Genomic DNA, 21910 nt, shown 5'->3' with positions numbered 1-21910 from the left:
CGTCGCGGAAAACTTCATGATTCATCGCTTCTCTTCTTCATTGCGCCGCTTGCTGACAGCCGGATTACCGGCCGCCGCGCTGACGGTGACGCTTTCTGTCGCTGGTGTGGTGCCGTTCGGCGAACGGTGCATGGCAGCCGAACAGGCCGATGCGTCGAGCACCTCGGAAAGGACGGCAACGGGGGGAAGCACGGACGCCGCCGCATTCGCGCCGATCGCACCACGCCAGGGGCCGGAGGCGAACGCGTCGCCGGTCGGCGAATCGAGCGAGCCGCACGCGATGACGGCGCGCCCGAACGGCGAGCCGCGCAAGCGGACGGCTGCGCGTGGCGACACGCAGGCTGCATCGAATGCACCGGACTCGGCCGACGCGACGGCAACGCCTCGCAACGACAGGGCTTCGACGCCCGCGATTCCCGTGCCGCCCGAAACCACCAGCGTCACCACGCATTCGCTTCGCCTGAACGGCCGCAAGCTCGACTACACGGCGAGCGCGGGCAGTCTGTTGCTGCACGACAAGACCGGCGCGCCCAACGCGAGCGTGTTCTATGTCGCGTACACGGTGCCGAGCAGGACGCCTGCGACGCGTCCGATCACCTTTCTGTTCAACGGCGGCCCAGGCGCCGGCAGCGTATTCCTGATGATGGGCTCGGTCGGCCCAAAACGCGTGCGCACCGCGAGCCCCGCGAGCACGCCGCCCGCGCCGTACACGCTCGACGACAACCCCGATAGCCTCCTCGACACCAGCGACCTCGTGTTCATCGACGCGGTCGGCGCGGGCCTGTCGAGACCGGTCGGGCATGGCACGGGCAAGGACTTCTGGGGCGTCGATCAGGACGTCCGTGCTTTTGCGCAATTCATCGACCGTTATCTGACGGTGAATCAGCGCTGGAATTCGCCGAAGTACCTGCTCGGCGAATCGTATGGCACCGCGCGCGCCGCGATGCTCGCTTATCAGTTGGGGCAGAACAATATCGCGCTGAACGGCGTGATCCTGCTGTCGTCGGTGCTCAATTCCGCGGCGTTCGCGCCTGGCAACGATTTCAGGAGCGAGAGTTATCTGCCGAGTTTCGCGGCGATCGCGTGGTATCACGACAAGGTCACGCCGAAGCCCGCGAGCCTGCCGGCCTTTCTCGACGAAGCACGCGCGTTCGCCCGCGGACCCTATGCGCAGGCGCTCGAACAGGGCGATGCGCTGCCCGACGATCAGCGCGACGCGATCGCCGCGCGCATCGCGTACTTCACCGGATTGGACGTGGGTTTCGTGAAGCGTAACCGTCTGCGTCTTTATCCGTCGCGTTTTCGAAACGAGTTGCTGCGCAACGAGTCGCGCAGCGTGGGCCGCTACGATGCGCGTTTCGAAGGCCTGAACTACGACGATGCATCGGAGGATCCGGACTTCGATGCGTCGGTGAGCAGCGTGTCGAATGCGTTCAATGCGGCGCTTCATCAGCATCTGTCGGACGACCTGCACTACACGCCAACCGACCGTTACCTGGTGTTCAGCGACGACGCGTTGAAGCAATGGGACTGGAAACATCGCGAATGGTGGGGCGAACGGCTGGAGCTGCCCTACGCGGGCGGCGATCTGGCCGAAGCGATGCGGCAGAATCCGCAGTTGCGGGTGTTATCGCTGAACGGCTACTTCGATCTCGCCACGCCGTTCTATGCGACCGAATATGCGCTCGCGCATCTCGGCCTCGATCGGTCGCTGCGCGAGAACGTGCGCATCGCCTACTATCCGACCGGCCATATGGTGTATCTCGACGATGCCGCGCTGCACGCGATGAAGCGTGACCTCGTGAGCTTTTATACGGCGCAGCCGCGTTGAGATCGGCGAATCGTCGCATGGTGTCGAACGGTATAATTCCCCGCACCGTGGAGTAGCCGCGCGCTCTGTCAACCGGCTTCATCGTTCGCCGCTTATGCCATTCACCCCGATTCCGTCCTTCGCGCGCAAGCGCATTTCCGACGTGGTGTCCGACCAGATCAAGCAATTGATCTCGGAGGGCACGCTGATGCCCGGCGACCGTCTGCCGGCCGAGCGCGATCTCGCGGCGCAGCTCGGCGTGTCGCGACCATCGCTGCGCGAGGCGCTGATCCGGCTGGAGGCGGACGGTTACATCGAAACGTCGGGGCGCGGCGGTTTCACGGTGGTCGACGTGACCGCGCCCATCATCTCGAAGCCGCTTGCCGAACTGTTGCTGCGGAATCCGCGCACCAGTGCCGACATTCTGGAGTTGCGCCAGGGGCTCGAAGCGATTTCGACGGTCTATGCCGCGCAGCGCGCAACTGCCACCGATCTGAAGAAAATCCGCGCGGCGTTCGAGGCGTTGAAGGCCGCGTCGCTCGCGCGCGATCGCGCGAATCTCGCCGAACTCGATGCCGCGTTTCATCTCGCGATCGCCGACTCCACGCACAATGTCGCGCTGGCGCATGTGATGCACGGCATTCATACGCTGATTCGCGAGGGCATGCGCCAGTATCATCGGTTGATCGATTACGACGACGCGATGGAAAAGCAGTTGATGAGCCAGCACCAGGCGATTTACGACGCGGTCGTCGCACGCGATGCGCCCAAGGCACGCAAGGCCGCCGAGCGGCATCTGGCGTTCGTGCGAGAGATTTACAAGGACGATGCGACGAAGCCGTCGGCCGCGGTGATTTCCTGATTCCCTGATTTCAAGGCCCGCGCCGTCCGAATTGACACCGCCAACGGACTTTTTTATAGTCTTGGTCAGACCAACATGACCAAGACGGCCAGCCAGGCCACACCGGCCACACCGGTCGACAGACATCGTTCCCGCCGCTTTTCCTGAAGAGCCTATGAAAGTCGCGCTGTTTATCCCGTGCTTTATCGACGCGTTCTATCCTGAGGTCGGTATCGCGACGCTCGAACTGCTCGAACGTTTCGGCATCGAGGTCGACTATCCGCAGCAGCAGACCTGCTGCGGCCAGCCGATGGCCAATAGCGGCGCGCATGCGGACGCCGCCGCCACGGAGCGACTATTCGCGCGCAACTTCGCGGGTTACGACTACATCGTCGGGCCGTCCGCGAGTTGCATTCATCACGTGCGCGAACATCTGACCGCGCTCGAGCAGACCGACGAAGTGAAGAAAGTACGCGCAGGCGCTTACGACCTGGTCGAGTTTCTGCACGACGTGATCGGCGCGCGCGAATTTCCTTGGGCCGAATTTCCGCATCGCGTCGGTCTACACACCAGTTGCAGCGCGCTGCGTCATCTGAAGCAGGCGTCGGCGTCGGAAATCGCCGGCACGCCGTTTTCGAAGCCGCGCGCGTTGCTCGAAGGCGTGAAGGGCATCGAGTTCGTCAAGCCGGCGAGGCCCGACGAATGCTGCGGTTTTGGCGGCACGTTCTCGGTCACCGAAGAGGCGGTGTCGGTGCGCATGGGGCAGGACAAGGTGCGCGACCATCTGGATGCGGGCGCCGAGTACATCGTTTCGGGCGACATGTCGTGCCTGATGCACCAGCAGGGTTGCGCGGAACGCATGAAAGCCGACGCGCGCTTCATTCATATCGCGCAGGTTCTCAATGGAGCACGCGCATGAGCGGCGACCATCACCGCATCGATCACGCCAAAGCCGCGGGTTCTTTCATCAGCAAGACCGAGCATGTCGCGTTTCACGACAAGCGTCTGTGGGACCTGCGAGAGAAGCGCGACGCGCAGGCGCACGGCATTGCCGAATGGGAAACGTTGCGCTCGCTGGCGTCGGGCATCAAGGAACACACGCTGTCGCATCTGGCCGACTACCTGGAGCAGTTCGCGGCGGCGGCCGAGGCCAATGGCGTGGTCGTGCATTGGGCAGCGAGCGCGGAAGAGCACAACGCGATCGTCCACAAGCTGATGTCCGGGCGCGGCATGACGACGCTCGTGAAGAGCAAGTCGATGCTGACCGACGAATGCCGGATGCGCGAGTATCTCGAACCGCGCGGCATTACCGTGATGGAAACGGACCTCGGCGAGCGCATCCAGCAGCTCGATCATCAGGACCCGAGTCATATGGTCGTGCCGGCCGTGCACAAGCTGCGCGCGGACGTGGCCGAGCTGTTCGGCCGGACCATCGGCACCGATCCGAAGAATAGTGATATCCACTATCTGGCGGAAAGCCAGCGCATGAATACGCGGCCGTATTTCGTGCGCGAGAAAACGGCTGGCATGACCGGCTGCAATTTCGCGGTGGCGGAAACGGGCACGGTCGTCGTCTGCACGAACGAAGGCAATGCCGATCTTTCGGCGAACGTGCCGCCGCTGCATATCGCATCGATCGGAATCGAGAAGCTGATACCGAAGGTGTCGGATCTCGGCGTGTTCGTGCGCATGCTGTCGCGCAGCGCATTGGGTTCGCCGATCACGCAGTACACGTCGCATTTTCGTGCGCCGCGGCCGGGCACCGAGATGCATTTCATCCTCGTCGATCATGGCCGCTCCGAACGGCTCGCGATGGAGGACTTCTGGTACTCGCTCAAATGCATACGCTGCGGCGCGTGCATGAATACGTGTCCGGTCTATCGACGCAGCGGCGGCCTGTCGTATGGCGGCACCTATTCGGGGCCGATCGGCGCGATCATCAATCCGACGTTCGATCTGAAACGCTATAGCGCGTTGCCGTTCGCATCGACACTCAATGGCAGTTGCACGAATGTGTGTCCGGTGAAGATCAACATTCACGAGCAGATCTATAAGTGGCGCGCGGTGATCGCCGAGCAGCACGAAGTGCCGTTCGTGAAGCAGGAGGTCCTGAAGATGGCGGGGCGTCTGCTATCGAGTCCGACCTTGTATCGCGCGACGGTGTCGTCGATGGGCAGCGCGTTGCGGCGGCTGCCGAATTTCGTGCTGTACAACCCTCTGAATATCTGGGGCCGGCAGCGCGAATTGCCGGAGGCGCCGAAGCTGACTTTTCATGCCTGGTACAAAAAGAATCGCGGAGGCGGCGATGACAACGCGTGAAGCTTTTCTCGCCAAGGTGCGCGCCGCGCAACCGGCCGCGCGGCCGCGTCCCGACGTGCCGCTGTTCGAAGCGGTTGGCGGCGATCTGCGGGCGCGCTTCACGGCGGCGTTGCAAACGATGGGCGGCACTTGCGTCGAAGCGGCCAGCGTGAGCGACGTCAGCGATCTGATCCGCGAGCGTTTTGGCGCGACGGCATCGATCGCATCGGCGAGCGCCGAAGTGCCGGGCACGCGCGTGATCGGCGCGGATACGGCCCCCGCATCGCTGCAGGACGTCGACGTCGGTTTGGTCCGTGCGCGCTTTGGCGTCGCCGAAACCGGCTCGGTGTGGTTTAGCGAGCGCGAATATGTGGTCAATGCATTGGGCTACATCGTCCAGCATCTGGTCGTGCTGCTCGATCCGGCGCAATTGCTCGATGGACTGCAAGACGTCTATCGTCGCGACGATTTCCGCAGGGCGCGCTACGCGGCGCTCGTTACCGGCCCTTCGGCCACCGCCGATATCGAGGGCGTACTGATTCGCGGCGCGCAGGGCGTGCGCTCGCTGACGGTCGTGTGGCTCGCGGGCTGATGCGCGGCGGTCGCAGCGCCGGACTTTGCTATCATCACTGTATAAACATACAGGTCCCGCACAAAGTCCGTGGCAACCGATGCTCGCTCAGAGATCCGCTCTGAAGCCCCTTACTACCTGCTGAATTTCGAGCGCGCGCTTGCGTGGCTCGCCGCGCGTTACGACGATCTGCTCGACGACGAAGAGCACGCTTTTCTGGAAACTTTCGCGACGTTGCCGCAGGCATCGCGTGCGCTGCTCGTGCGCATGCTGATGCGCAAAGGCATGCTGTTCCGCGCGAGCCGCCTGGCTTACGACGAAATCGGCTGTCCGTTGCAGGCGGCGATGCCGATGACGGTGCATCGCTGGATCGACACCGAGCCGGCCCTGTCTCTCGACGACCTGTTTGCGCTCAGCACGCGTGCGCAATTGCTGGACATCTTCGCGGACGCGATCGCGCGGATTCCCGGCGCAAAGGCTTTGCGCAAACCGGATCTGCTCGAAACGCTGCGCGAGTTTCATGAAACCGCAAGCGGCGACGCGCAAGCGTGCACATCGCGTCCGCTCGCCGCCTGGCACGACGCTTCTACGGACCGCGTGCTGCACGTCGCGATCGCGCCGTTGTGCGATCGCTTGCGCCTGATGTTCTTCGGCAATCTGCATCAGGACTGGTCGGAGTTCGTGCTCGCCGATCTTGGCGTGTTCCAGTACGAGAAGGTCGCGTTCGGGCCTTTGTCGCGCGCGTTCCAGCAACGCGCGGACGTCGACGTCTATCTCGCGCTGCACGCGTGCCGCGAAGCGCTCGAATGGCTACCGGTCGACACCGACACCCCCTCCCTTCACGAACTGATCGCGACCGTCCGCTCGATCGGCACCGCGAATCCGTGGCTCGAAATGCGTCGCGCGAAACTGCTGTTCCGGATCGGCCAGGATTGCGAGCGGCGCGGGCAGTGGGACACCGCGCTCGCGGTGTACGACGCGTGCGCTTGGCCCGGCACGCGTCTTCGACGCATGCGCGTGCTCGAGCGCAGCGAGCGTTACGGCGAAGCGCTGGCGCTGGCCTCGCAGGCCGATGCCGCGCCTGAGAGCGAAGAAGAGGCGCAGCGCGTCGCCCGGATGTTGCCGCGCTTGCGGCGCAAGTGCGGCGAGCCGGTGCCGCGCGCACCAGCGGCGAGGCCTGTGGAGCGCGGCACGCTGGTGCTGCCGAAGCCTGATACGCCGGTGGCCGTCGAGTACCTGGTGCGCGATCATTTGAGCAGCGACGCCGCGCCGGTGCACTACGTCGAGAACGCGCTGATCAATTCGATGTTCGGCCTGCTGTGCTGGGAGCCGGTGTTCACGGCGTTGCCCGGCGCGTTTTTTCATCCGTTCCAACGCGGACCGGCCGATCTGCACGCGCCGGACTTTCACGCGCGTCGCGCCACGCAGTTCGCCGCGTGCTTCGCGCAGCTCGATAGCGGCGTCTATCGCGACACGATTCTGCGGCATCTGCACGACAAGGCCGGCATGCAGTCGCCGTTCGTGTTCTGGGGACTGCTGACGCCTGACCTCATCGCGCCCGCGCTCGACTGTCTGCCCGCCGCGCATCTGAAGCTGTGCTTCGAGCGCTTGCTGCGCGACATTCGCGGCAATCGTTCGGGCTTGCCCGACCTGATCCGGTTCTGGCCGGCCGAGCGTCGCTATGAACTGATCGAGGTGAAAGGCCCCGGCGATCGTCTGCAGGACAACCAGATCCGCTGGCTCGCGTACTGCGCGCAGCACGGCATGCCGGTGCGCGTCGTCGATGTGCGCTGGGCCGGGCAAGAGGCGCAGAGCGAAGCGGAAGCCGCGACGCAAGCCGAAGCCGAGCGCGTCGTATGAGCTACGTGGTGGCCGTCCGTGCGATGTGCGAATTCACCGCTCGGCGCGGCGATCTCGATCTGCGCTTCACGCCCGCGCCGACTTCGCTCGAAGGCATCGCGGGTCATCAGATGGTCGCCGGCCGTCGCGCGAGCGGCTACGAAACCGAACTCACGCTGACGGGCACGCATCGCAGTCTGACCGTGCGTGGCCGCGCGGACGGCTACGACGGAATCGCGAACCGGCTCGAAGAAGTGAAGACGTATCGCGGCGATCTCGCGCGTATGCCCGCGAATCATCGCGTGCTGCATTGGGCGCAGGCACTCGTGTATGGGCATCTGCTGTGCCGGGCGCGCGGGCTGGGCGAGCTGACGATCGCGCTCGTGTACTTCGATATCGGCAGTCAGAAGGAAACCGTGCTGACGCAGCAGCACAGCGCGCGCGAACTCGAAATCTTCTTCGTCGACCAGTGTGAACGATTTCTCGATTGGGCCGTGCAGGAAGACGCGCATCGCGTCGCGCGCAACGCGGCGCTCGTCGCGTTGCAGTTTCCGTATGGGCGGTTTCGGCGCGGGCAGCGCGAGCTCGCGGTGGCCGTGTATCGCGCGGCACGCGACGGCAAGCCGTTGATGGCGCAGGCGCCGACCGGTATCGGTAAGACGCTGGCGACGATTTTTCCGTTGCTGAAAGCCTGCGGCGAAGACCGGCTCGATCGCGTGTTTTTTCTGACCGCGAAGACGCCGGGCCGCGCGCTCGCGTTCAATGCGATCGACTCGCTGCACCAGAGCGCGCCGTTGCCGCTCAGAACGCTCGAACTCGTCGCGCGCGACAAAGCCTGCGAGCATCCGGACAAAGCCTGCAACGGCGAGTCCTGTCCGCTCGCGCGCGGCTTTTACGACCGTCTCGATGCGGCGCGCGCCGCCGCGTTGGCGACGCCACGGCTCGATCGCGCGGCGGTGCGCGAGGCTGCGCTCACGCACAATATCTGTCCGTACTATCTGTCGCAGGAGCTCGCGCGCTGGGCCGACGTGATCGTCGGCGATTACAACTACTACTACGACGGGAGCGCGATGCTGCATGCGCTCACGCAGATCAACCAGTGGCGCGTCGGCGTGCTGGTCGACGAAGCGCACAACCTGCTCGAACGCGCGCGGCGCATGTATACCGCGTCGCTAGATCAAGGCGCGTTCCGGCTCGCGCGCAAGAGCGCGCCGGTGGCGCTGAAGAAGCCGCTCGAACGCTTGCAGCGCGAGTGGAATGCGGTGAAGCGCACGCAGACGTCCAGCTATCAGGTGTATGCGGAGGTGCCCGGCAAATTGCTGTCCGCCGCGCAGAATCTGATCGGCGCGGTAACGGATCAGCTCGCCGACGCGCCGTTGTCGATCGACGAACATGCGCTGCGGCTTTTCTTCGACGCGATGCACTTCGTCGCGCTCGCCGAGCAGTTCGGCGAGCACTCGATGTTCGACGTGACATTGAGCGCCGAGCGCTACGCGCCGCGCGACAAAACCAGTGCGACGCTCTGCGTGCGCAACGTGATCCCCGCGCCGTTCCTCGCGCCACGCTATGCGGCCGCGCGTACCACGGTGATGTTCTCCGGCACGCTGAATCCTCAGCATTTCTATCGCGACACACTTGGGCTAGCCGAGGACACGCAATGGCTCGACGTCGAGGGACCGTTTCGCGCGGAGCAGTTGCAGGTGCACGTGGCCGCTCATGTGTCGACCCGCTGGCGTGACCGCGAACGCTCGCTCGCGCCGATCGTCGAGCTGATCGCGAAGCAGTACGACTCCCAGCCCGGCAATTATCTGGGGTTCCTGAGCAGTTTCGACTATCTGCAACGCGTGGTCGCGCTGCTGCGCGAGCGGCATCCCGGCTTGCCGGTGTGGGCCCAGGAACCCGGCATGGACGAAGCCGCGCGCGATGCGTTTCTCGCGCGCTTCAGGACGATGAATCAGGGCATTGGCTTCGCGGTGCTCGGTGGCGCGTTTTCGGAGGGTGTCGATCTGACCGGGCAGCAACTGATCGGCGCGTTCGTCGCGACGCTCGGTCTGCCGCAGATCAACGACGTCAACGAGCAGATGCGCCGCGCGCTCGATGCGCGCTTCGGCAATGGCTACGACTACATGTACCTGTATCCGGGTTTGCAGAAAGTCGTGCAGGCGGCGGGGCGCGTGATTCGCACCGAAGAGGACCGCGGCGTCGTGCATCTGATCGACGACCGCTTTCGCAGGCCGGAAGTGCGGCGCCTGTTGCCGCGCTGGTGGCAGGTTCGCTAGCGCCGCGCTAGCGAACCTTTACGCGCACGACGCGCGACGCGTCACGCGTGCGGCGAGGTCGAGCCCGGATTGCCGGGCGTACCAGGGCCGCCGGCCGGGTTCGAATCAACAGGGATCTGGTCGTCGAGCGGCGCGTCGCCCTTGTGCGGAGCGTGGCCGTCCCCCGCGGCGTCGCCGTCCGGCCGGTCGCCATGGCGTTCGCGCGGCAGGGCTGTGTCGAACTTGGCCTTGCTCGCCGGGTCCCACGTGAGCAGATGACGCTGCGGATTCGCGATCTCGATGCCGAGTTCGCTGAAGCGTTCGAGGATGCGTCGGTTGAATTCGCGTTGCACGCCCCAGCGCGACGTATCGCGGCATTGCATCTGGCCGGCCAGCGTGATCGCCGAACCGTCGACCGCATCGACGCCCCAGAACGAGAAGTCCGCCAGGATGCCGTCCTTGAAGTTGTCGTCCGTGCGCAGCGATGCGCCGATTTCCTTCAGCGTGTCGATCGCGCGCTCGACGTCCTGGCCGAACACGATATTCACGCGCACCGCCGCGTTGCCGATGCCGCGATTCGTGTTGTTCACGGTCGACACCGAGCTGAACGGCACCGTAAACAGCGAGCCGTCGCCGCCGCGCAGCCGCACGGTGCGAATCGACAGATATTCGACGGTGCCCGACACGCCCGCGAGCGTGACCCAGTCGCCGACCTGCATCGCGTTTTCCATCAGCAGAAAGATGCCGGTGATGAAGTCCTGCACGAGCTTCTGCGAGCCGAAGCCGAGCGCGACGCCGAAGATGCTCGCGCCCGCGAGCAGCGGGCCGATGTTCACGCCGAGTTGGCTCAGGCCGGTCAGCACGACGACGAGCGCGATCACGCAGAACAGCGCGGTGCGCAGCATCGGCATCAAGGTGCGCAGACGCGCGGCGCGCACCAGATCGCCGCTGCTCGTCCAGTTATCGAGGCGACGTTCGGCCGACACGTTGACGAGCTCCCACACCACCAGCGCGATGATCGCGGCGACGGCGATCGTCGCGAGCGCCGAGGCGAGCCGGTGGCCGATCGTGCCGCTGCGGAACAGATCGATGACGTCGACGCCCCACGCCTGCAACAGCACGAGCGCGGTGACGCTGCCGATGATCCAGCCGATCACGCGCCGCAGCGCCGGATAGTATCGGTAGGCGTGCTGATGCACGAGCGAGTGTGACGCTTCGTCCTGCACATGAAAGATGCGCGCGAGCGCGCCGAAGATCACGATCGACACGAGCCGTGCGCCGATCAGTATCGCGAGCGTCATGCCGCCGATATTCACGAGCGCGTGAAAGCCGTTCCGTACGTCGAAGGCCCAGACGAACCACAGGCCCATCACGATGACCACGGTCACCACGGCCCACGCGTCCGCGAACGCGTTGCCGAACATCTCTAACGACTCGTGAGCGGCGAAGCGATTGCGGATCCGGTTGGCGACCGGTTTCGCGCAGCGCAGCACGAGGATCGAGATCATCACGTGACCGGCGAGTGCGACCACTTTCAGCAGCGCGAGATGCGCGGCGTCGTTCATGCCAAGCGCCTGCGCGACTTCGGCTAGCGCGACGCCGGCGCCCACCACGCTGACGATTCGCACGATCCAGTCGAGCACGAACGCGGCCCACGCATCGCCCATGCGCAGCAGCCGCAGACGCGGTGCGCTCGGCTGCAGGAAGAACGCGCCGACGATCACGACGCAGCGGCACACCACATAGACGTCGATCAGCGAATCGAGCGCGCGATCCTGCGGCGTGCCGTTGCCGGTGAAGATCGACATCAGCGCGCTCGCCGCGCCGAGGAACACCGCGATCGGCACGAGCCGCACCAGCGTGATCAGCAACGCGCGCGGCAGACGTTGCAGCAGCGTCCAGTGGTGCGTCGCGTTGCGCTTGCCTTCGGCTTCGATGGCGCGGCCTTTGGCGGATGGTGTCGCGTACGGCGCGTCCGGGCCAGTCGCGACGGCTTGCGCCTGCGCTTCGAGCACTGACGGCACCGATGACATCGGGGGCAGCGGCGGCGTGCTGGTCGGCGGATGACCTGCCGGCGCGGCGCCGGCGGCGTGCGCGGGCGGCGGTGAGTTGTCGTTGTCATCCTGCAGCGCGGCTTCGCGGCGCGCGGCGATCGCCCGATAGACGCGCCGCAGCAGCCGCCGCGCCAGCCATTCGAGCACCAGAGCGGGGATCAGCGCGGCCAGCAGCGACCACAGCACCTCGAACAGCACCGTGCGCGCGTGCGGATTGGCGAACTGCCAGTTCCACCATGCGCGCACCGACGCGACGTCGAGCAGCGCGGCGATCGAGCCGCGCAGCGAGGTCGCGAGATAGCCGGCGTAATGCGCGCCCTCGCGCGCGAGTTGCGAGGCGAGGCCATTGGATTTGAACGCGTCCGGCACGAGCGCGGCTGCGCCGCTTGCGGCGGCGGGCGCCGACGCCGCCGCCGGCGCGGATGCGAGCGGCGCGCTCAACGCGCCGGCCGCGGCGATCGCTTGCAGCGTATCGGCGACTTGCGCGCGGCGTTTGGGGTCGTTCAGGACAGCGAGCGCGTCGCGGGCCTGCTGAGGTGTCAGCGTGACGGCGGCGGAAGCGGGTGTCGCGGGCGTGGGATGGGCAGGCTCAGGCGCGGCGGCGAATACGGGCGCCGCGCCGGCGAGCAGAAAAATGAAAAAACAGACACGCAGAAATTTTGGCATAGGGTGTAAAGCGGGATGAAGCCAGTGCGGACGATTGTGCCGGAACATGGGCTGTTTCAGCGGGGTGACCCGGGACCGACACGGGGCGGGGCGCTGAAGTTCCTGCGGCGGAGGCCCGCCGGACGGGCGAAAGGGCCGCGAGAGCGGCGCCCGTCGGGCGGGGCGTTCACCCGACAGGATAGCCGATGATGGCCGGCAGGCCTGTCGAAGGCAGCAGAAAGCCTGCCCGGAAAGCCCCGTGAGCGGGGCGGCGCAGGAGGTAGGAGGCCGCTTGCCGGGTGGCAATGCTGGCGGCGGCGCGAGGATGTTCTCGACGACCACACTACGTGCGGGCAGAGCAGGGAAAGTCGGGAATGCTCAATCGCCGTGACCGTGCGCTGCTAAGCGTTCACTACAAAAAACGCTTAAATCCGCGCTTATGCCACTGAAGAGGTCTGGCGCTCTGCTTGGTCATCGGCATGGGGGCCGCTGCTCGCGCCGCGTCCGGCCGGCTCCTGATGCAGCCGGTTCGCGTGCATCAGCCGGTACAGCGTCGCGCGCGAAATGCCAAGTTCGGCCGCCGCATCGGACAGCTTGTAGCCGTGCCGCAGCAGCGCGTTTTCGATCGCATCCTTTTCGGCCTTGCTGCGGATTTCCGCCAGCGTGACCGCCGGGCCATTGTCAGCTTCGGGTAGGCCGAGGTCGCTCGCGGTGATGAAGCGGCCCTCGCTCATCACGACCGCGCGGCGCACGCAGTTGATCAGCTCGCGCACGTTGCCGGGCCACGGATAGTTCGACATCGCGACGATCGCGTCGCTCGACAGGCCGCGCAGCTTGCGCGCGCCGTCCTGCTTGTACATGCTAAGCGCGTAATTGGCGAGTAGCTTGATGTCGCCGCCGCGCTCGCGCAATGGCGGCTCGACGAGGCGCAGCACGCACAGCCGGTGATAGAGGTCGGAACGGAAACGCCCGTCTTCGACGGCGCGCTCCAGATCGACGTGGGTGGCCGAGATCACGCGCACGTCGACGCTGATCGGACCGTTGCCGCCAAGCCGCTCGATCGTGCCTTCCTGCAGGAAGCGCAGCAGCACCGCCTGGCATTCGTGCGGCATGTCGCCGATTTCGTCGAGAAACAGCGTGCCTTCATGCGCGCTCTCGATCCGGCCGAGCTTGCGTTGCAGCGCGCCGGTAAAAGCGCCGCGCTCGTGGCCGAACAGTTCGGCCTGCAACAGGCTCGGCGGAATCGCCGCGCAATTGATCGCGACGAACGTGCGGCCCGCGCGCGGCGAGCGGTCGTGAATAGCGCGAGCGGTCAGCTCCTTGCCGGTGCCCGATTCGCCCGCGATGAACACCGGCGCATCGGTCACGCCGCATTTGTCGATGCGCCGGTAGAGCTGCTGCATCGGCTCGCATTGCCCGACCATGCCGTGGCGGCCGAGCGACGGCTCCGGCGCGACGCGCGGCTGACGCAGGCTCGACAGCCCATGCGCGTGGCCGAGCGCGAACACGAGCCGCTCGTTGAGCCACGGCTGCGTGACGAAGTCGAAGCAGTAATCGAGGATGAAACGGCTGACCAGCTCGTTGTCGGCCTGGCCCGGCACGATCTGCGCGACCCAGTTGGTTTCGACGCGGCGCATGCACAGCGCGAGCGCGGAGAGCTGCTGTGACGTGCAATCTTCGGGCAACTGAACGAGACCGACCTTGATGTTGCCGCGTTCGATCATGCGTTCCGCCACGGCCGTGCTTTTTGCGTGCACGGCTTGCCATCCCGACGCGGCCAGAAACTCGACGAGTATCTGGTCGGGCGCGTTCGCCACGTACAGAACCGTGCGTTCCATATCGGCCGGTGTGCAAGTCGTAGTCATGGTTCCCCCCGTTCGATCCTCAGGATTGCCGTGCGACGTTGTGAGATTCAGGCGGCCAGTTGCTGCACTCCGGCTGCGACGCATTCACGACAGCAGCAATCACGAACAAGGGACACGCTTCAAGCGCGGCGCGAACCGGAACGCGCTGCATGGCGGACCGATTCATGCAATGGCGGCGACCTTGTCGTTCATTGCTGAAACTGCCCGGCGATTTTTTCCCCGAACCGTGAAAACCACTTGAACCGTGGCTTGCCTCGTTGACCCGATACAAGCGCTCTGATTGGCGCATGGCCTAACGATAAGCGAAAGCGCCTAAAAGCGCCAGACAAAGAAACAGGGATGAAGAATGCGTGTTGGATTTTCGGATTAACACGGATCACTAATGAATAAGCGGTCAAGGCCGGTTATGCGCGCAATCGCACATTGCGTAGCAATTGCTCTGGTATTAAGGCGTGACTAAAACGGACGGGGCGCGAGCAGTCATGTTTCACACTTGCGACAGATTGGACAGCGCGAGTCGAATGCGCTTTGCCGCGCCGGGTGGGGCGCTTTGCCAGCCGGAAGGAGCGGCGAAGCCGCGTGTGGCTGGCCCCGCGGCGAGTCAGCAGGCTGGCGAGACGGAGCGGGAGGCGCGCTTTGCGGCCAGCGCGCGGCGATTTGGCGTGTCAGAAACGAATCAATGCGCGCCACGCCAAAAATCGGGCAGGCTCGCACTGCGTCAAAAGCAAACCGATTTCTCGGCAACGTGAAGCCGTGACGGGCGCCTTACCGATTCGAACGCGTGTTGGCATAACCATTGCAATAAGGTCTGCACAGAAAAATGTTTTGCCGCCAGGTCGACGGTACGGGGAAAACCGGATTAAAAAAGACCGGCGGTAAAAAAGACACTCGCAGACGTGGTCGGGGAAGCCATCAGGTGTTTGCGGGAGCGCGGCGGGGCCTTCTTGAATACGTTAGAAAACGGGTGAGTGGCGGACCGGTTTGGCGGCCATTCAAAACCGGACGAAAAAAGGGCAACGACTTCGCCGTTTTTCCTTTTCGACTTTTTGTCCTCACGACGCGAAAAGGGTGGCGATAACGACAGGCAACGCGCTGGCAACCTTTGCGAGCGACGCGCCGCAAAGGGAAGGGGCAGCGCCGGATCAGGACCGGCCGGCGCGACGAAGCGGGGAGAGACGCTAGTCTCCACAGAGAGACGAATGTACGAGGTGAACCAGGGGCCGTGTCCGTGGGTTGGCACGGGCACGGCGACCTGGCCCAACGGCCGGGGCGCTGAGACCAGACGGCGTGACCTGGCGCAAATCTGCTCGACATCGGGGGTTGACATGAAACCACAACTGATTCGCAGGCCGGCCGCTTCGGGAGGAACCAGAAGCACTTACCGGCGGTATGTCGCGGCATCGCGCGCGCGCTTTTTCGCGCAGGCGGCGGGCTCGTCGGTCGATCTGCTGACGCTCGTCGTCGCCGAGGCGCTCGAGCGCCGAGCGCAAGCCGAGATCCGCCGCGACCTGCTGCGCGACGCGCTGTACGCCATGCCGGTGCGCGCTGAACGCAGCGCGGCGCAGCGGCGCGACGACGTTGAAACCGACGTCTGACGCTTGCCGCTCGTCGGCTCGCAGCGACCGCGCAGGAATTCGATAGCACCGTTTGCCGGCTCATGGTTTTCACGGAGGAGCGTCGCGGTAAGGAACTCGCGCCGAAGCCTGCGTCGTCAATCGTGAACAGACGACTGGAATAAAAGCCCGCGCATGACGCGCCAAGCGCCGCAGAGCTGCCATGATCGACATCTTCCTGATTGCCGCGAGCATCGAAAACGCGCAGCGAATCGTCGTGCGGCTCGAAGAGAGCGGCGTGCGCTACCGGCTGCGCACCGCGTTCGGTCCGGCCCGGCAACTGCCGATGCACGCGCGCGTGGTCCGCGGCGCCGACCTGCTGATCGTCGACGACGCCAATCTGAGCGTCCGCGGACTAGACGGCATCGAGGAAACGCTCGCCTGCGCGCCGATGCTCCATTGCATGCTGGTGACGTCGGCGCCGTCCACCGCGCTGATCGGCGCGGCGCTGCGCGTCGGCGTGCGGCAGGTGCTGTCGTGGCCGCTCGATCGTCAGGCCGTCGTCGATGCGCTTGCGCAGATCGAAGCGCGGCGCCGCGAGCCCGAGCGCCGCCACGCGCGCATGGTCACCCTGGCGTCGAGCAAGGGCGGTAGCGGCACCACGCTGATCGCGGTCAACCTCGCGTGCGCGCTCGCCGCGCGGCGTGAGCGGCGCGTACTGCTGATCGACCTGAGCCAGCAATTCGCCGACGGGAGCCTGCTGATGGCGAATCGCCCCCCGCCCATGACTCTCGTCGATCTGTGCTCGCGCAACGAGCAACTCGACCCGGCGCTGTTCGACGCGTGCGCGATGCACGTGTGCCCGAACCTGGATCTGCTCGCCGGCGCCGGCGATCCGTTGAAGGCCGCCGAACTGCTGCCCGGTCAGCTGGACCGGATTCTGACGCTGGTGCGCGAGCGCTACGACGCGGTGCTGATCGACGTCGGCCCGAGCCTGAATCCGTCGACGATCCGCGCGCTCGCGCATAGCGACGCGATCTGCATGGTGGTGCGGCAGAACCCGCTGTACCTGCATGGCGCGCGCCGCATGCTCGATATCTTTCGCGAACTGGGGCATCCGTCCAGCAAGGTGCGGGTCGTCGTCAACCAGTACGACAAGGACGCGCAGATCAATCTGCCGATGCTCGAACGCACGCTCGGCGCGAGGGTCGCGCATCAACTGCCGCGCGACGATCAGCACGTCAACGATGCGCTCAGCCGCGGCGTGCCGCTCGTCGCGTGCGCGCGCGACAGCGGGCTCGCGCAAGGCATCGTGCTGCTCGCGAACATGCTGTGGCCCGCGGGTGCGGAGCGGCGCAGGAGCATGCTCGGCAGGTTGCTCGCGACGTGGCCGAACCTACCGCCGCAATTGAAGCCGGGGGGCTAGGACGACGTCTACTCGCTGCTCTAGCCCGGTCTTCTGCTGGTGAACCTCGAGATCCGGAGGATGATCGTCTGCGGCTGCAGTTGGCGCTGCGGGCCAGACTCATCCTGCGCGAAGAGAAGCTACAGTCCGACGACGAGCGCTATCGCGCATACCGTAGTAAGGTGAGATACAGGGTCATCCCCGGCATAGTCTGTAGGCGTAAAGCCGCGGCCTCAGAGTTTCGAAAGCGTCGGGCAGGCTCGCGCCGTCCGGTCACTCCAGCGAGAAAATCACGTGAGCGCAGCACCGTCCATGCAAAACGCGCAGGGTTTCAGCGACCTCGCGTCGATCCTCTCCAATCCGATTCTGAATACGGATTCGTACAAGGCATCGCACTATCTGCAATATCCGCCCGACGCGACGGCGATGTTCTCGTACATCGAATCGCGCGGCGGACGTTACGGCCGCACGCTGTTCTTCGGCTTGCAGATGCTGCTGAAGGAGTACCTGTGCCGGCCGGTTACCGGCGCGATGATCGACCAGGCGCGGACCTTCTTCAGCGCGCACGGCGAGCCGTTCAACGAGGCGGGCTGGCGCTACGTCGTGCAGCGATACGGCGGCCATCTGCCGGTGCGGATTCGCGCGGCGCCCGAAGGCTCGGTCGTGCCCACGCACAACGTGCTCGTCACCGTCGAATGCGACGATCCGCAGGTGTTCTGGCTCACGTCGTATCTGGAGACGATGCTGATGCGCGTGTGGTATCCGATCACGGTCGCGACGCAAAGCTGGCATCTGCGCCAGACGATCCGCGCGTATCTGCTGAAAAGCAGCGACGATCTCTCGCAGCTACCGTTCAAGCTGCATGATTTCGGCGCGCGCGGCGTGTCGAGCGCGGAGTCGGCGGCGATCGGCGGCGCGGCACATCTCGTCAGCTTCATGGGCTCGGATACGGTGCTCGGCGTGGTTGCGGCGAATCACTACTACCGCGACCGCATGGCCGCGTTCTCGGTGCCGGCGGCCGAGCACAGCACGATCACGTCGTGGGGCCGCGAGCGCGAAGTCGACGCGTATCGCAACATGATCGCCCGCTTCGGCAAGCCGGGCGCGATCGTTTCGGTGGTGTCCGACTCTTACGACCTGTTCGCCGCGCTGAACGCATGGGGCGGCGAGCTGAAGCAGGCCGTGCTCGATTCCGGCGGCATGCTCGTGATTCGCCCGGACTCCGGCGATCCGTGCACGATCGTCCTGCACACGCTGCGCTCGCTGGAGGCTTCGTTCGGGTCGCAGACCAACAGCAAGGGGCGGCGCGTGCTCGACCATGTGCGCGTGATTCAGGGTGACGGCGTGAACCCGGATTCGATCGTCGCGATCCTCGCCGCGATGGACGAGGCCGACTTCGCCACCGACAACATCGTGTTCGGCATGGGCGGTGCGCTGTTGCAGCAGATCAACCGCGATACGCAGCGCTTCGCGATGAAGTGCTCGGCGATCCGGCTAGGCGACACGTGGCTCGATGTGTCGAAGGATCCAGTCACGGATCACGCCAAGCGCTCGATGAAAGGCCGGCTCACCTTGCTGCGCCATCGCCGCACCGGCGAGTACCGGACGGTCACGTTGCCGATCGCGTGGGACGGGAGCACGGTGGAGGGCGAGTGGGACGAAGCGCTCGAGACGGTGTTCGATGCGGGCCGTTTGATGGTCGATACGTCGCTGGCCGAGATTCGAGGCCGCGCATATGCGGACGAAGGTTGATCCGGCTTTCTGACGCATCGGCATGGTCACGAGCGGGCGGGTCATCAGCGCCCAGTGCTGCATGAAGGGCAGACCTACCGCAATATCCGACAGGACGCCGACCCCGATCAACGTAGCGGCGCTGCCGTCAGCGTGAATCTTTACCATCGCGCGCGAAGCGCAGGAACGCCTTGACGGCGGGCGCTCGCTCGTGCCGACGAAACGCGAGCGCGATTTCGGAGCCAATCGCCCGACCGGCGATGTCACGGTAGACGACGCCCGGCAGCGCGATGCAATCGGCGAGCGTATGCGGCACGACCGACACATAACCGCCGAGCGACACGCAGGCGAGCACGGCCGCGAGCGTACCCGGACGCGGCCCGAGCCGAGGTGAGAAGCGCCCGCGCCGCGCGACTTCGAAGGTGCCTGACTCCTGTTCGGGCAGCACGAAACACGGGTCGCGCAGTTGCGAGGGCCGCACGCTGGCCGAGTCCGCGAGTGGCGAATCGGCTGGCAGCGCGAGCACGAAGCGGTCGCGATGCAAGGTCGTGGCCTGAATGCCGGTTGCGAGCGGCATCGGCGGACGCACCCAGAAGGCGATCATGGCGTGCGTGCGGCCGGAGCGGACCGGGATGGCCTCGGGTATCAGCACGACCACGCGTTTTACGGCGATCGTCACGTCGGTCGGCGTGCTCGGCCCGGTGCCGGCCGCGCACGCGCGCGCCGCGTTCGACGCGGCCACGCCGCTGACGCCGCCCGTGCGCGCCGCGCTCTACGCTGGTTTTATGTCGCGCGTGTTGGCGGGCGACGCCGCGCAGGCCACCGCGTCGCTGGCGCCTGCGCTACGGGCGGCGCTCACGACGGCCGCGCAGGCGAGCTTCGCCGCGGGTTTTGCGGCGGCGTTGGGGGTAGCGGCGCTCGTCGCGGCGTCGGCGGCGGTGGTGTGGAAGCTCGCCGGGCGGGCGGAGGTGGTGCGCTTCAAGGGAGCGGTATCGTGGGGTAAAAAGCCGTCGTCGGCTCGCGCCGGGCCCCCTTTCACGCCGTTTTCCGATATCGTGTGCGCCATCCCCGCCGCCTACCGCGCGCGGGCTGTTTTTCCGGAGCTCGGCGCGACGCTGCGCGTGCATGACGCGCTCCCGCAATACACGATACGACATCAATGAGCCATCCCAACACCGAGCTGATCGAACGTTTCTACACCGCCTTCCAGCAACGCGACGCCGAGACCATGGTCGCCTGTTATGCCGACGACGTCGTCTTCAGCGACCCCGCTTTCGGCGAGCTGGTCGGCGACGAAGCGCGCGACATGTGGCGCATGCTCGTCAAGCATGCGCAAGACTTCACGCTGACCTTCAGCGACATCGAGGCGGACGACCATACCGGCCGCGCGCAGTGGGTCGCGCGCTACCGTTTCGTCCAGACGGGGCGCGACGTCGTGAACCGGATCGAGGCGCGTTTCGTGTTCGGCGATGGGCTCATCGTCGAGCATCGCGACCGCTTCGATCTGTGGCTGTGGATGCGCCAGGCGATGGGCGTGCGCGGCACGCTGTTCGGCTGGTCGCCGTTCGTGCAGCGGATGCTCCGGCAGCAGGCGCGCCGAGGGCTGCTGCACTATCGCGGGCAGTTGAAGCGCGACTAGGCGCGCGCGGGCGGCGCGCGCATCGCGCTTGCTATGATCGAAGCACCAGCGTGCCCGCACTCCTTGCCGGGCCGCCGCACAGGAAGCGCTATGCGAGTCGTCGATGCCGCCTGGCAAGAATGGCTGAGCAGCAATGTCGCGCGCGGCTGCACGCCGGTTTTGCCGGTGGCGACGCCCGCGTCGCGGTCCACCATGCGTTCGATCGACGCGCGACCGACCCCGCGGCGCAAGCCACAGTCGCCGATCCCGCCACCCAGCCTGATCGATACGACGCCGCGCCGGTCGCCGGCGGCAACCTGATCCGCGCCGACGACCGCGACGTACGCGTGCTGCTGCGCTGTGAGCGTCCGCAACTGGTCGTGTTCGCCGACGTGCTGTCGGTCGCGGAATGCGCCGAGCTGATCGAACGCTCGCGGCATCGGTTGAAACGCTCGACGACGGTCAATCCGCTCACCGGCCACGAAGACGTGATTCGCAACCGCACCAGCGAAGGCGTCTGGTATCGGCGCGGTGAGGATGCGTTGATCGCGCGGATCGAACGGCGCATCGAGAGCCTGACGAACTGGCCGCTCGAAAATGGCGAAGGCCTGCAGGTGCTCCATTACGACCGGAGCGGCGAATACAGCCCTCATTTCGACTTCTTCCCACCCGATCAGCCGGGAAGCGCGGTGCACACCGCGCAGGGCGGCCAACGCGTCGCGACACTGATCATGTATCTGAACGACGTCGCCGACGGCGGCGAGACGGTGTTTCCGTCAGCGAGCCTGTCGTTCGCGGCGCGCGCCGGCGGCGCGGTGTATTTGCGCTACATGAACGGCCAGCGCCAGCTCGATCCGTCGACCCTGCACGGCGGCGCGCCGGTGCTTGCCGGCGATAAGTGGATCATGACGAAGTGGATGCGCGAGCGCGTACGGCTGAGGCTGGGTCTGGCAAATTTGATTCCGCTCCGCTTCATCCCGGTCCGCAAAGCCAACGAGGTTGATGTTCACCCCAGGCAAGATAGGCAGTGGATGGACCTTCTGCATGGCGCTTCTCGTAAGGGGCAAGCGCCGCGACGCGGGCCTTGGGCGTGGATTCAGGAGGGAACAGAGATCGTGCCGTGCCATACGCGTATCCGCGTGCAGACGAGGGCACGTCCACAGTAGAAGGGGTTTCAGGAAGGAAAGCGGACCGGTCGCAAGAAAAAGGATGCAGGGCACTTCAGACAGGTTCCTTCGGAAATGCAGGATTCACCTTGCAGAAGGGCGCTGTCGTCGAGAACGCACGGTGAGACCATCCCGAGTCATGCAGCAAGGGCAGGGCTGGCATCGCCAGCGCCACGCGTCAATCTCGGCGATCTCGATGCACCTGAACGGAAACGACACCCGACGAGCCCGGCAGTCCTCGGAGGCTGTCGGCCAA

General features: G+C 65.6%; 14 protein-coding genes and 2 pseudogenes. 13 read left to right on the top strand and 3 right to left on the bottom strand.

Translation table 11 applies throughout. The features are described 5' to 3' along the window. The first annotated feature begins 16 nt into the window (after positions 1-16). The 7 genes from OKW29_RS07165 (at position 17) to OKW29_RS07135 (ending at position 9638) form a co-directional block, all read left to right on the top strand. Positions 17-1831 carry a S10 family serine carboxypeptidase-like protein gene (locus OKW29_RS07165; protein ID WP_429290496.1) on the top strand — a complete coding sequence of 605 codons (1815 nt, stop codon included), beginning with the start codon at positions 17-19 and terminating at the stop codon, positions 1829-1831. A gap of 94 nt (positions 1832-1925) precedes the next feature. Next, complete coding sequence (locus OKW29_RS07160) at positions 1926-2672, top strand: FadR/GntR family transcriptional regulator (protein ID WP_429290495.1); 747 nt, start codon at positions 1926-1928, stop codon at positions 2670-2672. Positions 2673-2826: 154 nt separating this feature from the next. Next, positions 2827-3570, top strand: coding sequence for a (Fe-S)-binding protein (locus OKW29_RS07155; RefSeq protein WP_429290494.1), 744 nt, complete (start codon positions 2827-2829; stop codon positions 3568-3570). After that, positions 3567-4970 carry a lactate utilization protein B gene (locus tag OKW29_RS07150; RefSeq protein ID WP_429290493.1) on the top strand — a complete coding sequence of 468 codons (1404 nt, stop codon included), beginning with the start codon at positions 3567-3569 and terminating at the stop codon, positions 4968-4970. Before OKW29_RS07155 ends, OKW29_RS07150 begins: the two co-directional genes overlap by 4 nt. Next, on the top strand, positions 4957-5541 hold the full coding sequence (locus OKW29_RS07145) for a LutC/YkgG family protein (RefSeq protein WP_429290492.1): 585 nt from the start codon (positions 4957-4959) through the stop codon (positions 5539-5541). The genes OKW29_RS07150 and OKW29_RS07145 overlap by 14 nt, the downstream gene beginning before the upstream one ends. Positions 5542-5610: 69 nt before the next feature. Then, the gene (locus tag OKW29_RS07140; RefSeq protein WP_429290491.1) at positions 5611-7380 is read left to right on the top strand and encodes a VRR-NUC domain-containing protein; all 1770 of its coding nucleotides are present in this window, start codon (positions 5611-5613) and stop codon (positions 7378-7380) included. Continuing rightward, entirely contained in the window at positions 7377-9638 is a 2262-nt protein-coding gene (locus OKW29_RS07135) for an ATP-dependent DNA helicase (protein WP_429290490.1), read from the top strand. Before OKW29_RS07140 ends, OKW29_RS07135 begins: the two co-directional genes overlap by 4 nt. Positions 9639-9679: 41 nt before the next feature. Here the strand turns inward: OKW29_RS07135 and OKW29_RS07130 are convergent, their stop codons facing one another. Next, positions 9680-12337 carry a mechanosensitive ion channel domain-containing protein gene (locus tag OKW29_RS07130; RefSeq protein ID WP_429290489.1) on the bottom strand — a complete coding sequence of 886 codons (2658 nt, stop codon included), beginning with the start codon at positions 12335-12337 and terminating at the stop codon, positions 9680-9682. A 416-nt stretch (positions 12338-12753) separates the two neighbouring features. Further along, a complete protein-coding gene (locus OKW29_RS07125) occupies positions 12754-14181 on the bottom strand; it encodes a sigma 54-interacting transcriptional regulator (RefSeq protein WP_429290488.1) in 1428 nt (475 codons plus the stop codon). 1325 nt (positions 14182-15506) lie between these two features. Between OKW29_RS07125 and OKW29_RS07120 the strand changes: the two genes are divergently transcribed. From OKW29_RS07120 to OKW29_RS07110, 3 genes are all read left to right on the top strand, one after another. Further along, complete coding sequence (locus OKW29_RS07120; RefSeq protein ID WP_429290487.1) at positions 15507-15776, top strand: hypothetical protein; 270 nt, start codon at positions 15507-15509, stop codon at positions 15774-15776. A gap of 181 nt (positions 15777-15957) precedes the next feature. Continuing rightward, positions 15958-17160: an AAA family ATPase gene (locus OKW29_RS07115; RefSeq protein WP_429290486.1), complete on the top strand. Its 1203-nt coding sequence runs from the start codon at positions 15958-15960 to the stop codon at positions 17158-17160. 291 nt (positions 17161-17451) lie between these two features. Then, positions 17452-18891, top strand: coding sequence for a nicotinate phosphoribosyltransferase (locus OKW29_RS07110; RefSeq protein WP_429290485.1), 1440 nt, complete (start codon positions 17452-17454; stop codon positions 18889-18891). Positions 18892-19018: 127 nt separating this feature from the next. On the opposite strand, the pseudogene OKW29_RS07105 reads toward OKW29_RS07110, so the two are convergent. Beyond that, positions 19019-19468, bottom strand: a pseudogene (locus tag OKW29_RS07105) (LysR family substrate-binding domain-containing protein); the annotation flags it as partial. A 34-nt stretch (positions 19469-19502) separates the two neighbouring features. Here OKW29_RS07105 and OKW29_RS07100 point away from each other — a divergent pair. The 3 genes and pseudogenes from OKW29_RS07100 to OKW29_RS07090 form a co-directional block, all read left to right on the top strand. Then, on the top strand, positions 19503-20033 hold the full coding sequence (locus tag OKW29_RS07100; RefSeq protein WP_429290484.1) for a hypothetical protein: 531 nt from the start codon (positions 19503-19505) through the stop codon (positions 20031-20033). Next, complete coding sequence (locus OKW29_RS07095; RefSeq protein WP_429290483.1) at positions 20030-20509, top strand: nuclear transport factor 2 family protein; 480 nt, start codon at positions 20030-20032, stop codon at positions 20507-20509. The genes OKW29_RS07100 and OKW29_RS07095 overlap by 4 nt, the downstream gene beginning before the upstream one ends. Before the next feature lie 90 nt (positions 20510-20599). Then, positions 20600-21417 (top strand): annotated as a pseudogene (locus OKW29_RS07090) (2OG-Fe(II) oxygenase); the annotation flags it as partial. Positions 21418-21910: the final 493 nt, after the last annotated feature.

Origin of the sequence: Paraburkholderia sp. CI3 (genome assembly GCF_050436505.1) — a bacterium.
GTDB classification, from domain to species: domain Bacteria; phylum Pseudomonadota; class Gammaproteobacteria; order Burkholderiales; family Burkholderiaceae; genus Paraburkholderia; species Paraburkholderia tuberum.
The sequence above is the reverse complement of the archived record's forward strand: the minus strand, read 5'-3'. Positions and strand labels throughout refer to the sequence as shown.

Coding starts and splice junctions, on each gene's coding strand:
- OKW29_RS07165 (WP_429290496.1), top strand. CDS start 17: ATGATTCATCGCTTCTCTTCTTCATTGCGCCGCTTGCTGACAGCCGGA.
- OKW29_RS07160 (WP_429290495.1), top strand. CDS start 1,926: ATGCCATTCACCCCGATTCCGTCCTTCGCGCGCAAGCGCATTTCCGAC.
- OKW29_RS07155 (WP_429290494.1), top strand. CDS start 2,827: ATGAAAGTCGCGCTGTTTATCCCGTGCTTTATCGACGCGTTCTATCCT.
- OKW29_RS07150 (WP_429290493.1), top strand. CDS start 3,567: ATGAGCGGCGACCATCACCGCATCGATCACGCCAAAGCCGCGGGTTCT.
- OKW29_RS07145 (WP_429290492.1), top strand. CDS start 4,957: ATGACAACGCGTGAAGCTTTTCTCGCCAAGGTGCGCGCCGCGCAACCG.
- OKW29_RS07135 (WP_429290490.1), top strand. CDS start 7,377: ATGAGCTACGTGGTGGCCGTCCGTGCGATGTGCGAATTCACCGCTCGG.
- OKW29_RS07130 (WP_429290489.1), bottom strand. CDS start 12,337: ATGCCAAAATTTCTGCGTGTCTGTTTTTTCATTTTTCTGCTCGCCGGC.
- OKW29_RS07125 (WP_429290488.1), bottom strand. CDS start 14,181: ATGACTACGACTTGCACACCGGCCGATATGGAACGCACGGTTCTGTAC.
- OKW29_RS07120 (WP_429290487.1), top strand. CDS start 15,507: ATGAAACCACAACTGATTCGCAGGCCGGCCGCTTCGGGAGGAACCAGA.
- OKW29_RS07115 (WP_429290486.1), top strand. CDS start 15,958: ATGATCGACATCTTCCTGATTGCCGCGAGCATCGAAAACGCGCAGCGA.
- OKW29_RS07110 (WP_429290485.1), top strand. CDS start 17,452: ATGCAAAACGCGCAGGGTTTCAGCGACCTCGCGTCGATCCTCTCCAAT.
- OKW29_RS07100 (WP_429290484.1), top strand. CDS start 19,503: ATGGCCTCGGGTATCAGCACGACCACGCGTTTTACGGCGATCGTCACG.
- OKW29_RS07095 (WP_429290483.1), top strand. CDS start 20,030: ATGAGCCATCCCAACACCGAGCTGATCGAACGTTTCTACACCGCCTTC.